The following is a 13,201-nucleotide window of genomic DNA, read 5'->3' on the forward strand; positions in this document are numbered from 1 at the left end:
GGGGTATGCTAATGGTCTGCTCTGGAGGCTGAAATGACCTACGACTTTGACCTGTTTGTGATTGGTGCCGGTTCTGGCGGTATGCGGGCTGCGCGATTTGCCGCCGGCTATGGCGCACGCGTGGCGGTTGCTGAAAGCCGTTACCTGGGAGGCACCTGCGTCAACGTCGGCTGTGTACCGAAAAAGCTACTGGTCTATGGTGCGCATTTCGCCGATGACTTCGAACAGGCTCAGGGGTTTGGCTGGGCGCTGGGCGAGGCTCGCTTCGACTGGTCGACCCTGATCAGCAACAAAAACCGTGAAATCGAACGACTCAATGGCATCTACCGCAACCTGCTGGTGAACAGCGGCGTGACCTTGCTGGAAGGCCACGCGCGGATTGTCGATGACCATACTGTCGAGCTGGGCGGTAAACGCTACAGCGCCAAACATATCCTGATTGCCACCGGCGGCTGGCCGCAGATGCCTGAAGTTCCGGGGCATGAACATGCCATCGGCTCGAATGAAGCTTTCTTTCTTGAGCAACTGCCCAAGCGGGTACTGGTCGTGGGCGGTGGTTATATCGCCGTAGAGTTTGCCTCGATCTTCAACGGCCTTGGCGCAAAAACCTCGTTGCTCTATCGCGGCGATCTGTTCCTGCGTGGCTTCGACAAGGCCGTGCGTCTGCACCTGCAGGAAGAGTTGAACAAGCGCGGCGTCGATCTGCAGTTCAACAGCGACATCGCCCGTATCGACAGACAAGCCGATGGCAGTCTATTAGCCACGCTCAAGGACGGTCGCGTGCTGGAAGCCGACTGTATCTTTTACGCCACCGGCCGTCGGCCGATGCTGGATAATCTGGGCCTGGAAAATACTCCAGTGCAGCTGGATAAGCGCGGCTTTATCGAAGTGGACGAGCAATACCAGACCAGCACACCCTCGATTCTCGCCATCGGCGATGTAATCGGTCGTGTGCAGCTGACACCGGTCGCGTTAGCCGAAGGCATGGCGGTTGCCAGGCGCCTGTTCAAACCAGAGGAATACCGCAAGGTCGACTACCGGATGATCCCGACGGCGGTATTCAGCCTGCCCAATATCGGCACGGTTGGGCTGAGCGAAGAGCAGGCAAAGGAGGAGGGCTACAGCGTCCAGGTTTTCGAAAGCCGCTTCCGACCGATGAAACTGACCATGACCGAAAGCCAGGAACGCACCTTGATGAAACTGGTGGTGGACGCTGCCACAGACCGTGTTCTCGGCTGCCATATGGTCGGGCCGGACGCCGGCGAAATCGTTCAGGGCCTTGCGGTTGCACTCAAAGCCGGAGCCACCAAGCAATTGTTTGATGAAACCATTGGCGTGCACCCAACGGCTGCCGAAGAGTTCGTCACCATGCGTACCCCCGTGTCGTCCTGAGGTCAGCATGGCTCAACTGTTCTATCTGGCTGATCTGTTCGGCGTGGCGGTATTCGCCATTACCGGCGCGCTGATGGCGGGGCGCAAGTCCATGGACCTGTTCGGCGTGCTGGTGATTGCCATCGTCACTGCACTGGGCGGCGGTACGCTGCGTGATGTGATTCTAGACAACCATCCAGTCAGCTGGATTCGCAATGACCTGTATATCGTTGTCGCATCACTGGCAGCCGTGGCTACGGTCGTCTGGGTACGCATGACACAGCCGATTCACGAGAAAGGTCTGTTACTGGCGGATGCTTTCGGGCTGGCGGTGTTTACCGTGATCGGCACAGAGGTCGCTATGCAGCACAATGTGCCGCATAGCACTGCTGTAATCATGGGCGTGATGACCGGTGTCGCAGGCGGAGTGATGCGCGATGTGATTTGCAATGAAATCCCACTGATCTTTCAGAAGGAAATCTATGCCACCGCCTGCATAGCTGGCGCAGTGGTGTTTATCGGCATGCGCGCCCTCGATACGCCACATTGGCTGGATACCGGTGTGGCCATGCTCACGGTGCTGCTGATTCGTCTGGCTGCCATTCGCTGGCATGTCGCGTTGCCCAGCTTCCACTTGTTGGATCGCGATTAGTTGCCCAACTCAGGCAGGGTCACTCATGCTCGGTGCTTGAGGCGTTCGTAATAATCCAGCAACGGCTGGCTGGTTAGCCCGTGTAATACGATGCTCATGGCCACCACACTCAGCACCAGATCGCTGGCTGTTTGTGCCACTGTCGCGGGCAGACCCTTATTGATCGAATAACTCAGGTAATACAGGCTGCCAATGCCGCGAATGCCGAACCATCCAATCAGCAGTCGATGCGACGGTGGTATTAACCGATCACCGATCAGCAGTAACACCATGCCCGGACGCGCCACGCAGAATAGTGCCAACCCCAGAGGCAGTGCGCGCCAGTCCCAGTGCTGATAGAGCAGGGCGCCGAGCAGGGTCACCATGAGCACTTCCAGGATACGCTCCAGCAAGCTGCCAAATGACAAGATGTCCATCATCAGGGCTCCAGCGGTCACCTTGGGATGCTCATCCTTGTCTTCGCCAAACTCGATATCTCCGTGCGTCTGGCCTTCTTCACGAGTCATTGAATTGCTCGTCCGCTTTTCTGCGGGCTGCTCATGTCCTTGGCTAGCAGTCACTTCGGCATGCCGTAGGCCCAGCCCAGCGGCAAAAGTCGCGAGAAAGCCCCAACCTCCGATGCTTTCTGCACCTACATAGGAAAGGGCGATCAAGGCCAGTGCGATGAAATCATTGGCTGATATGGTTGTGTCGGTCTGCCGGGCACGTAGGTGAATGACCAGCCGGCCAACGTTACGTCCCAGCGTATAGCCCAGTAACAAGCTCACGGGAACGGCCCACACGACATAGATCAAAAACCAGTCGAACGCCTCACGCAGAGGGCTTAAGGGCGCCTGGGCACTAAACTGAAGAACTAATAACGCGGCGATTACAAAAGGAAAGGCAATGCCGTCGTTCAGTCCAGCTTCACCCGAGATGGCATAACGCACGCGATCCTCGTCCCCAGCGTGACTGACCTGCACCAGGCTGGCCAGCACCGGATCGGTAGGCGAGAGAATCGCCGCTATTAACAGTGATAGCCCCCAGCTCAGACCGAATAGATAGTGGGCAATTAACGTCACGCTGAGAATGGTGCCGAGGAGCACCGGACCTGCGAGCAACCAAGCGGCTTGCCATTCAGGGGCGCGAAACGGCAGACGCAGTTTTAGCCCGCCAATAAACAACGAAATCAGCACAGCGATTTCCGCCAAGTGTTCCAGCCAGGTGGAAATATCCAATAAATCCTGCTGCCAGATGCCTAAGCCGAGCGGGCCTATCGCTAGGCCGAATGCCAGATAAAGCGTTGACGTTGTAACCGGCAAAAGCCGCACAAAGGTTGAGGCCAGTCCGAGAATCAATAACAGGGTGCCCATCACCAGCATCCACGTACTGAAGCTCATTGGCGCTTATCCACGTTATGTGCGTGTGCGGATGTGGGAAGCCACAAACAAAGAGACTCCCGATTAAACAGAGTCGTTTGGATTCGAAGCAGAAAGGCCTAGCAAAGTTCATCATTCCTGATGGACGGGAGGACGTAGTAACAAACAGATCAGACAGCCGGCTGGGGCACTCGTAGCATGCCCCCTATGCCATTTAACATAATATACATTATACGAACTAATGCGTACTAAGCAGTGAACCTAGACCACTTAGGATTCACCGCTCTCGCCCTAATCCGGGCTTCGTACAATGTGAGTTATGTTTAACGCGCGTCGATATCCAGCAACACACGGCCACGGCTTGGACAGGTTTCCATATAACGATGCGCTTCGACTACGTCATCGAAGCTGTAAACCTTGTCGATCAACGGCTTGAGCAAACCATCTGCCGTCAGCTGATTGATGCCTTGCACGGCCTTGGCCACGGCAACTGCATCCTGCGGGATATTCAGCTCTTCCTTGCCGGTGAAGTTACCGATGCAATGCACGAAGAATTGAATGTTCTTCTGGAAAGCCGCACAAGCTGGGAATGGCGTTTCATTGCCGCCTTGCAGATCGAACAGAATCAGTCGACCGCGCGGCGCGATGGCGTCGCCCAGCAGGCACATCTGCGGGCCGCCAAGTGCATCCATCACCACGTTGACGCCGCGGCCATCGGTCAGTTTGCTGACGCGGCTGACCAAATCTTGCTCCTCGGTGAGGATGATGTGATCTGCACCCAGCTGCTTGAGAAAGTCGCTGTCCTCGGCAAATGCTGTCGCCGCAATGACTGTGGCGCCCAGAGCTTTGCCCATCTGCACGATGTACGGGCCCCAGCAGCGGCTTGCGGCCGTTACCAGCACGGTTTCGCCGGGCTGCAAACGCGCCAGTTCAATGAAACCGAACCAGCCGACCATCGATGGTAGATAGTGCACGGCAGCTTGCTGCGCGGTCAGGTTATCCGGGTAACGCGCCAAGGAACTGCGTGGTAATACCACGTGCTCAGCGTAACTGGGATAACGGTTGGCGCTGTGCCCCGGGAAGCTCGCGACTCGATCACCGACAGCCAAATCAGTCACGCCATCGCCGACGGCCAGCACCACGCCGGCCAGTTCGTGGCCCAGGCCTGCCGGCAATTGCGTCGGCGTATTAGCTAAATTCTGCCGCCAGAGCACGTCGTACCAGCTGACACCTACGGCTTCAACACCGACCAGCACTTCACCTGCGGCGGGCGCCGGTGCTTGACGCTCTTCGATCTTGAGGACATAGGCCTCACCAAATTCGTGGAAACGCACTATGCGGGACATCGCAAACCTCTTCGGTTGACCCATTCAGGTCGTGGTAGCTGTTCAGCATTTCTGCGCGATACAGCCGCGGCGACCTCTTATGGCCACGGACTTTATCCGGGCTTTGCCAGCAATTCCACCGCTCAGGGCTGATATTCACCATGCTTGTCGATGATGATGAGTCACGCACACATCATTTCGCCGTGCATATTGCCTGGCAATAGCATTCGGCATTAGCCTGATTCGCGCGCAAAACCGCAGCCACTCCAGAATGGACACCGGATGAACCGTAACGATCTTCGCCGCGTCGATCTCAATCTGCTGATCGTCTTTGAAACGCTGATGCATGAGCGCAGCGTCACCCGTGCGGCGGAAAAACTGTTTCTCGGCCAGCCGGCCATCAGTGCTGCCCTCGCCCGTCTGCGCAGCCTGTTCGATGACCCGCTGTTCGTGCGCACGGGGCGCAGCATGGAGCCCACCGCTCGCGCCATGGAGATTGCCGCCCTGCTCTCGCCGGCGCTGGATTCGATTTCTACGGCGGTCAGCCGTGCGGCTGATTTCCACCCAGCCACCAGCACCGCGGTGTTTCGCATCGGTTTGTCGGATGACGTTGAGTTCGGCCTCTTACCGCCGCTGATCAAACGCCTGCGCGCTGAAGCCCCCGGCGTGGTGCTGGTGATTCGCCGCACCAACTACCTGCTGATGCCGGCCTTGCTTGCCTCCGGGGAGATTTCCGTGGGCGTTGCCTACACCGAAGAGTTGCCGGCCAATGCCAAGCGCAAGGTACTGCGCCGTAGCAAACCGAAGCTGCTGCGTGCCGATACCGCGCCTGGCGCACTGAGCCTGGATGATTTCTGCGCCAGGCCACACGCGCTGGTGTCCTTTGCGGGCGATCTGGGTGGTTTTATCGATACCGAACTGGAAAAACTGGGGCGCAAGCGTCGCGTAGTACTCGCCCTGCCCCAGTTCAACGGCCTGGGTACCCTGCTGGCCGGCACCGATATTCTGGCCACAGTGCCGGATTACACCGCAGCCGCCTTGACCTCTGCAGGCGGGGTACGCGCCGAAGAACTGCCACTGCCGACGCAGACTTTCGAGCTGCATATGGCCTGGCGTGGCGCCCAGGACAACGACCCGGCGGAGCGCTGGCTGCGCTCGCGCATCCAGATGTTCTGCGGTGATCCGGACAGCCTGGAGTAAACCCAGCACTGCAGCAAAGGTGCATTCAGGGCACTTTGTTCACATAGTTGAAATTGATAGAAGCCCCTTCATCATTCACGATGATAGTCACCTTCGCGGCATTCGATTCGTTCCACGCCAGAGCGCGCAGCAGACTCCGCCCCATCACAACACCCTCGGGCGGATACACACATGGAACAGTCCAATAACAATCGCTGGCATTTCCCCTTGGCCCTTGCCGCAGTGCTGGTCTTGAGTGCATGCGGTAAAGCGCCGGAAACTGCACAGCAGATGCCTGCTGCAAAAGTCAGCGTGGCAGAAGTCATTGAACAACAGATCAACGAATGGGATGAATTCACCGGGCGCCTGGAAGCACCTGAGTCGGTCGAGATCCGCCCACGGGTGTCCGGTTTTGTTGATCGCGTTGCCTTTGCCGAAGGCAGCCTGGTGAAGAAAGGCGATCTGTTGTTCCAGATCGATCCACGGCCGTTCCAGGCCGAAGTCAAACGCTTCGAAGCTCAGCTGCAACAGGCCCGTGCCAGTCAGGCGCGCACGCAAAGTGAAGCCAATCGCGGCGAGCGCCTGCGCCAGAGCAACGCCATCTCTGCCGAACTGGCTGATGCACGCGCCAGCGCCGCCGCAGAAGCCAAAGCGGCTGTGGCCGGTATCCAGGCAGAACTGGATAACGCTCGCCTCAATCTCAGTTTTACCCGGGTTACCGCGCCTATTAATGGCCGCGTCAGCCGTGCGGAAATCACCGAAGGCAACCTGGTCAATGCAGGGCAAAGCCTGCTGACCACCCTGGTCAGCACTGACAAGGTGTACGCCTATTTCGATGCCGATGAGCGCGTGTTCCTCAAATACGTTGAGCTGGCGCGCCAGGCTGGCGGCCAAACGCGCGATGCCAGCCCGGTCTACCTGGGCCTGTCCAGCGAAGACGGCCACCCGCACCTGGGTGAGCTGGATTTCCTCGACAACCAGGTTAACCCGCAGACCGGCACCATCCGTGGCCGCGCGGTGTTCGATAACCGTGATGGCCGCTTTACGCCAGGCCTGTACGCACGCCTGAAGCTGGTTGGCAGCGGTCAATACGCCGCCGCGCTGATCAAGGATGAAGCGGTCGGCACCGACCTGGGCAAGAAGTTCGTCCTGGTGCTCGACAAGGACAATGCCGTGCAATACCGCGCCATTGAGCTGGGGCCGAAGCTGGAAGGCCTGCGCATCGTGCGTCAGGGCCTGGCTAAGGGCGAGAAGATCGTGGTCAACGGCCTACAACGTGCCTTCCCCGGTTCCACGGTTGATCCGCAGAGCGTGCCGATGGCCGACGAGGCCACCCTCGCCCAACTGCTGCGCTTGCGTCAGTCAGCCGATGAGCGCGATGCGCCACGGGTCGCCAAACAGGACACCCACAACGGTAAGCCGCGCGGCTGACCTGACGCCTGGGGCGCATTGCGCCCCTACCCGACAACCTGATTCGTAGGGCGCGCGTGGCCGTTAGGGCCTGGCGCACCGGCGTCCGAGGACTTTCTGATGAACTTCTCGCAATTCTTTATTCAGCGGCCGATCTTCGCCGCTGTGCTATCACTGTTGATCCTGATTGGCGGGGCCATCTCGCTGTTCCAGTTGCCGATCAGCGAATACCCGGAAGTCGTGCCGCCCACCGTGGTGGTGCGCGCCACCTTCCCCGGCGCCAACCCCAAGGTGATTGGTGAAACCGTTGCCTCACCGCTGGAACAGGCGATCACCGGGGTGGAAGGCATGCTCTATATGTCTTCCCAGGGCACGGCCGACGGCAAGATGACCCTAACCCTGACCTTCGCCCTCGGTACTGATCTGGACAAAGCCCAGGTGCAGGTGCAGAACCGCGTGACGCGGACCATGCCGACCCTGCCCACCGAAGTGCAGCGTCTCGGTGTGACGGTCGACAAGGCCTCGCCCGACCTGACCATGGTCGTGCACCTGACCTCGCCAGACGACCGCTACGACATGCTGTATCTGTCCAACTACGCCGCGCTCAACGTCAAGGACGAGCTGGCGCGTTTGGATGGCGTGGGTGATGTACAGCTGTTTGGCCTGGGTAACTATTCGCTGCGCGTGTGGCTCGATCCGAACAAGGTCGCTTCACGGGGTCTGGCCGCCAGCGACGTGGTCAATGCCATTCGCGAGCAGAACCGCCAGGTCGCTGCCGGCTCGCTCGGTGCGCCACCTTCTGACGCAGGCAACAGCTTCCAGCTGTCGATCAACACCCAAGGCCGTCTGGTCAGCGAGGAAGAGTTCGAGAACATCATCATTCGCGCCGGTGAAAACGGTGAAATCACCCGTTTGAAAGACATCGCACGCATTGAACTGGGATCCAGCCAGTACGCCCTGCGCTCCTTGCTCAACAACAAGCCGGCGGTTGCCATCCCGGTGTTCCAGCGTCCCGGCTCCAACGCCATCGAGATTTCCGATGCGGTGCGCGCTCGCATGGCCGAGCTGAAGCAGAGCTTCCCGCAGGGCGTGGACTACGAAATCGTCTATGACCCGACCATCTTCGTGCGTGGTTCCATTGAAGCGGTGGTGCATACCCTGCTCGAGGCCATCATCCTGGTGGTGCTGGTGGTGATCCTGTTCCTGCAAACCTGGCGTGCTTCGATCATCCCGCTGGCCGCCGTGCCAGTGTCGTTGATCGGCACCTTCGCCGTGATGCACATGTTCGGCTTCTCGCTCAACGCGTTGTCGTTGTTTGGTCTGGTGCTGGCCATCGGTATCGTGGTGGACGATGCCATCGTGGTGGTGGAAAACGTTGAACGGAATATCGGCCTGGGCAAAACCCCGGTAGAGGCCACCAAGCAGGCGATGAAGGAAGTCACCGGGCCGATCGTGGCCACGGCCTTGGTACTGTGCGCGGTGTTTATTCCCACGGCGTTTATTTCCGGGCTTACCGGACAGTTCTACCAGCAGTTCGCGCTGACCATCGCCATCTCCACGGTGATCTCGGCCTTCAACTCACTGACCCTATCCCCTGCCCTGGCGGCCGTGCTGCTGAAAAGCCACGACGCGCCGAAGGACCGTTTCTCCAAGGTGCTCGACAAACTGTTTGGCGGCTGGTTGTTCAACCCATTCAACCGCCTGTTTGACAGCGCCAGCCATGGCTATGTCGGTACTGTAAAACGCGTCTTGCGCGGCAGCGGTATTGCTCTGTTCGTCTACGCCGGCTTGATGGGGCTGACCTACCTGGGCTTTGCCAGCACGCCGAGCGGTTTCGTACCGGCGCAGGACAAACAATACCTGGTCGCCTTCGCCCAACTGCCGGATGCCGCGACCCTGGACCGCACCGAAGACGTGATCAAGAAAATGTCGGAAATCGCCGGCAAGCACCCCGGTGTGGAAAACACCGTGGCTTTCCCTGGCCTGTCGATCAACGGCTTCACCAACAGCCCGAACAGCGGCATCGTCTTCACTCCGCTGAAACCGTTCGATGAGCGCAGTGATCCGTCGATGAGCGCCACGGCCATTGCGGCTGAGTTGAACGCCCAGTTCAGTGAGATTCAGGACGCTTACATCGCCATCTTCCCGCCACCGCCGGTTCAGGGGCTGGGCACCATCGGCGGCTTCCGCCTGCAGGTGCAGGACCGTGGCAACCTCGGCTATGACGAGCTGTACGTGCAGACCCAGAACGTCATCGCCAAGGCCCGCGCACTGCCGGAGCTGGACCCGATGTCGGTGTTCACCAGCTATCAGGTGAATGTGCCGCAGATCGATGCCGCTATCGACCGCGAAAAGGCCAAGACCCATGGCGTGGCGATCAGCGACATCTTCGACACCATGCAGATCTACCTGGGCTCGCTGTACGCCAACGACTTCAACCGTTTTGGCCGGACCTACCAGGTCAACGTGCAGGCCGAGCAACAGTTCCGCCTGGAGCCGGAGCAGATTGGCCAGCTCAAGGTGCGCAACAACCGCGGGGAAATGGTGCCGCTGTCAGCGTTCCTTAAAGTCAGCGCCAGTTCCGGACCGGATCGGGTGATGCATTACAACGGCTTTCTCACCGCCGAAATCAACGGCGCGGCAGCGCCCGGTTACAGCTCCGGCCAGGCCGAAGCGGCGATGGCCAAACTGCTCAAGGAAGAACTGCCCAACGGCATGAGCTTCGAGTGGACTGACCTGACCTACCAGCAGATTTTGGCTGGTAACAGCGCGATCTTCGTCTTCCCGCTCTGCGTGCTGCTGGCCTTCCTGGTGCTGGCGGCCCAGTACGAAAGCTGGAGCTTGCCGCTGGCGGTGATCCTGATCGTGCCGATGACCCTGCTGTCGGCTATTACCGGGGTGATCCTCGCGGGAGGCGACAACAACATCTTCACCCAGATCGGATTGATCGTACTGGTGGGATTGGCCTGTAAGAACGCCATCCTGATCGTCGAGTTTGCCAAGGAAAAACAGGAAGAAGGCATGGATCGCGTCAGCGCGGTGCTGGAAGCCTGTCGCCTGCGTCTGCGGCCGATTCTGATGACCAGCTTTGCCTTCATCATGGGTGTGGTGCCGTTGGTGCTGTCTTCCGGCGCCGGCGCAGAAATGCGTCATGCCATGGGCGTGGCGGTTTTCAGTGGCATGCTCGGCGTGACCTTCTTCGGCCTGCTGCTGACACCGGTGTTTTATGTGTTGATTCGCGGTTTCGTGGAGAAACGCGAAGAACAGAAAGCCGCGCGTTTGCAGGAGGTGCAGGCATGAACAGCTTTAACGCCAAACCGCTGACCATCAGCCTGTTAACCCTGGCGCTGACAGCCTGCGCTGTCGGCCCGGACTACCAGGCCCCGCAGACCGCAGATGCCCAGCTGAGCAGCGCGCAAAGCAGCAGCTTTGACCGTTCGCGTTTCGAAGTCAGCTGGTGGCAGCAGTTCGACGACCCGGTGCTCAACCAACTGGTGCAAAAGTCGCTCGAGGAAAACCGCCAGCTGCGCGTGGCCTTTGCCCGCCTGCGGGCGGCCCAGGCCATCCGTGATGATATTGGCAACGATCAGTTGCCGACCGTCACCAGCCGCGCCAGTGGTGAGTTCGGCAAAGCCCAGCAACCCGGCGTCACCGAGCAGCGCGTGCGCGGCGAGCGTTATGACCTGGGTCTGGACATGCTCTGGGAACTGGACCTGTTTGGCCGCATCCAGCGCCAACTGGAAGCCAGCGATGCCGAGTTGGATGTAGCCGAAGCGGATTATCAGCAGCTGCAGGTCAGCCTGATCGCCGAGCTGGTGGATGCTTACGGCAGCCTGCGCGGCGCGCAACTGCGCGAACGCATCGCCCGCGCCAACCTGAAGAATCAGCAGGAATCCCGCGCCATCACCGAGCAGCTGCGTGAAGCTGGCGTCGGTAGCCAGCTGGATGTTCTGCGCAGCGACGCGCGCCTGGCCGGCACTGAAGCCAGCCTGCCGCAATTGCAGGCCGAACAGCAGCGCGCTAAACACCGCATCGCCACCCTGCTCGGTCAGCGTCCGGATCAATTGAGCGTGGACCTCTCGGCCCAGGATCTGCCCGCCATTGCCAAGGCGCTACCGGTGGGCGACCCCGGCGAGTTGTTGCGCCGCCGCCCAGATATCCGCGCCGCCGAACGGCAACTGGCCGCTGCCACTGCCAATATCGGTGTGGCCACGGCGGACCTGTTTCCTCGGGTGAGTATGTCCGGCTTCCTCGGCTTTACCGCCGGGCGGGGTTCGCAGCTGGGCTCATCAGCAGCGCAAGCCTGGGGCCTGGCACCGACCATCAGCTGGGCGGCGTTTGATCTGGGCAGCGTACGTGCACGCCTGCGCGGGGCTGAAGCCGAAGCCGATGGCGCGCTGGCCAACTATGAACAACAGGTGCTACTGGCACTGGAGGAATCGGCTAACGCCTTTAGCGACTACGGCAAACGTCAACAACGCCTGCTCGCCCTGCTACGCCAATCCGACGCCAGCCGCGCCGCTGCCGAACAAGCCCGCGTGCGCTACCGCGAAGGTGAAGTGGATTTTCTGGTATTGCTCGACGCCGAACGCGAACGCCTGAGCGCCGAAGACGCCCAGGCCCAAGCGGAAGTTGAGCTGTATCGCGGCATTGTCGCCATCTACAAGGCCCTCGGCGGCGGGTGGCAGCCTAACGCCTGACTTGCTCAACGACTCTCCCCCAGGTTGGCCTCGCCAACCCCTTCCCGCCCCATGGCAGTTGCTCCTTGCCATGGGGCTTTTTTATTGGGGGAGGTTTTTTTCGGCCAAGAGCGATCAGCTAGGGTCTGTAAAATGCCCGGCAAGGTGGCCGCCGACTGACAGCCGCCACCCATATGGATTCAGACCTGCGGGCTAGCTGGGGGCTGACCACGGGTTTTCCAAAGTGAAAGCAGCACACCGCCCAGCAATAGGCCCAGAGTCACGCTCAAGGAAATCACAGCCGGAATTTTGCCGATGATGCCAACCAGGAAGATCTTTCCGCCGATAAACACCAGCACTAACGCCAGTGCGTACTTGAGGTAAGCGAAGCGGTGAATCATCGCCGCCAAGGCGAAGTACAAAGCACGCAGACCAAGGATGGCGAAGATGTTCGAGGTGTAGACGATGAAAGGATCCTGGGTAATGGCGAAGATCGCCGGCACGCTGTCCACCGCGAACACCAAGTCGGCACACTCGATCAGCACCAGGGCCAGGAACAACGGCGTCGCCCAAAGCACGGATTTACCATTGGCATCCGCCTGACGGACGAAGAACCGCCCTTCATGCAGACGATCGGTCACCCGCATGTGTTTACGCAGGAACTTCACCAGTGGGTTTTCGCTGAGGTCAGGGTGGGCATCGACCTTGCTGAACAGCATCTTCACCCCGGTCAGCAGCAGGAAGATGCCGAATACGTAGAGAATCCAGCTGAACTCGGCGATCAGCGCCGCACCCAAGCCAATCATGATCGCGCGCAGCACGATCACCCCGAGGATGCCCCAGAACAGCACCTCGTGCTGGTACTTACGCGGGATGGCCAGGAAGCTGAAGATCATCGCCATGAGGAATACGTTGTCCATCGACAACGATTTCTCGATCAGAAAGCCGGTGTAGAAATCCATCCCGGCGTCACCGCCCTTGACCTGCCAGACCCAGAGGCCAAACAGCAAGCCAGCCGTGATATAGCCAGCGGACAACAATAGGCTTTCGCGAACGCCGATTTCTCGATGCTCACGGTGCAGCACCCCGAGGTCGAAGACCAACAGGCTGATGACGATGCTGATAAAGACGAGCCACAACCAAGTGGCAGTGCCGAGGAACTCGGCTAGGAAGAACGGTTCTAGGGCAGTCATGAGCCCCTCCTCTAAGTGTCGAAGTTGTACAAAC

The 13,201-nt window shown here is 59.6% G+C and carries 9 protein-coding genes; 6 read left to right on the top strand and 3 right to left on the bottom strand.

The window, feature by feature from the left end; all coding sequences use genetic code 11:
* The first annotated feature begins 33 nt into the window (after positions 1–33).
* A complete protein-coding gene (gorA, locus tag BLO50_RS13880) occupies positions 34–1,392 on the top strand; it encodes a glutathione-disulfide reductase (RefSeq protein ID WP_090253797.1) in 1,359 nt (452 codons plus the stop codon).
* A 7-nt stretch (positions 1,393–1,399) separates the two neighbouring features.
* Positions 1,400–2,023, top strand: coding sequence for a trimeric intracellular cation channel family protein (locus BLO50_RS13885; protein WP_090253798.1), 624 nt, complete (start codon positions 1,400–1,402; stop codon positions 2,021–2,023).
* A 23-nt stretch (positions 2,024–2,046) separates the two neighbouring features.
* Here the strand turns inward: BLO50_RS13885 and BLO50_RS13890 are convergent, their stop codons facing one another.
* Together BLO50_RS13890 and BLO50_RS13895 are read right to left on the bottom strand one after the other, a co-directional pair.
* Positions 2,047–3,402 carry a cation:proton antiporter gene (locus BLO50_RS13890; RefSeq protein WP_090253800.1) on the bottom strand — a complete coding sequence of 452 codons (1,356 nt, stop codon included), beginning with the start codon at positions 3,400–3,402 and terminating at the stop codon, positions 2,047–2,049.
* 302 nt (positions 3,403–3,704) lie between these two features.
* Positions 3,705–4,727, bottom strand: coding sequence for a zinc-dependent alcohol dehydrogenase family protein (locus BLO50_RS13895; protein ID WP_090253802.1), 1,023 nt, complete (start codon positions 4,725–4,727; stop codon positions 3,705–3,707).
* 261 nt (positions 4,728–4,988) lie between these two features.
* Between BLO50_RS13895 and BLO50_RS13900 the strand changes: the two genes are divergently transcribed.
* The 4 genes from BLO50_RS13900 (at position 4,989) to BLO50_RS13915 (ending at position 11,995) form a co-directional block, all read left to right on the top strand.
* Complete coding sequence (locus BLO50_RS13900; RefSeq protein ID WP_090253805.1) at positions 4,989–5,906, top strand: LysR family transcriptional regulator; 918 nt, start codon at positions 4,989–4,991, stop codon at positions 5,904–5,906.
* A gap of 171 nt (positions 5,907–6,077) precedes the next feature.
* Entirely contained in the window at positions 6,078–7,316 is a 1,239-nt protein-coding gene (gene mexE, locus BLO50_RS13905) for a multidrug efflux RND transporter periplasmic adaptor subunit MexE (RefSeq protein WP_090253807.1), read from the top strand.
* A 99-nt stretch (positions 7,317–7,415) separates the two neighbouring features.
* Positions 7,416–10,595 (top strand): efflux RND transporter permease subunit, encoded by a 3,180-nt coding sequence (locus tag BLO50_RS13910; RefSeq protein WP_090253809.1) that lies wholly within the window; start codon positions 7,416–7,418, stop codon positions 10,593–10,595.
* Positions 10,592–11,995, top strand: a complete 1,404-nt coding sequence (locus BLO50_RS13915) for an efflux transporter outer membrane subunit (RefSeq protein WP_090253811.1) — start codon at positions 10,592–10,594, stop codon at positions 11,993–11,995. The genes BLO50_RS13910 and BLO50_RS13915 overlap by 4 nt, the downstream gene beginning before the upstream one ends.
* A 179-nt stretch (positions 11,996–12,174) precedes the next feature.
* Here the strand turns inward: BLO50_RS13915 and BLO50_RS13920 are convergent, their stop codons facing one another.
* Positions 12,175–13,167 carry a TerC family protein gene (locus BLO50_RS13920; protein ID WP_090253813.1) on the bottom strand — a complete coding sequence of 331 codons (993 nt, stop codon included), beginning with the start codon at positions 13,165–13,167 and terminating at the stop codon, positions 12,175–12,177.
* Positions 13,168–13,201 lie beyond the last annotated feature (34 nt).

Source organism: Pseudomonas peli (assembly GCF_900099645.1).
In the GTDB taxonomy this organism is placed as follows: domain Bacteria; phylum Pseudomonadota; class Gammaproteobacteria; order Pseudomonadales; family Pseudomonadaceae; genus Aquipseudomonas; species Aquipseudomonas peli.

Excerpts from the sequence above, each read along its gene's own strand:
- BLO50_RS13885 (WP_090253798.1), top strand. The coding sequence starts at position 1,400 with ATGGCTCAACTGTTCTATCTGGCTGATCTGTTCGGCGTGGCGGTATTC.
- BLO50_RS13910 (WP_090253809.1), top strand. The coding sequence starts at position 7,416 with ATGAACTTCTCGCAATTCTTTATTCAGCGGCCGATCTTCGCCGCTGTG.
- BLO50_RS13890 (WP_090253800.1), bottom strand. The coding sequence starts at position 3,402 with ATGAGCTTCAGTACGTGGATGCTGGTGATGGGCACCCTGTTATTGATT.
- mexE (WP_090253807.1), top strand. The coding sequence starts at position 6,078 with ATGGAACAGTCCAATAACAATCGCTGGCATTTCCCCTTGGCCCTTGCC.
- gorA (WP_090253797.1), top strand. The coding sequence starts at position 34 with ATGACCTACGACTTTGACCTGTTTGTGATTGGTGCCGGTTCTGGCGGT.
- BLO50_RS13900 (WP_090253805.1), top strand. The coding sequence starts at position 4,989 with ATGAACCGTAACGATCTTCGCCGCGTCGATCTCAATCTGCTGATCGTC.
- BLO50_RS13920 (WP_090253813.1), bottom strand. The coding sequence starts at position 13,167 with ATGACTGCCCTAGAACCGTTCTTCCTAGCCGAGTTCCTCGGCACTGCC.
- BLO50_RS13915 (WP_090253811.1), top strand. The coding sequence starts at position 10,592 with ATGAACAGCTTTAACGCCAAACCGCTGACCATCAGCCTGTTAACCCTG.
- BLO50_RS13895 (WP_090253802.1), bottom strand. The coding sequence starts at position 4,727 with ATGTCCCGCATAGTGCGTTTCCACGAATTTGGTGAGGCCTATGTCCTC.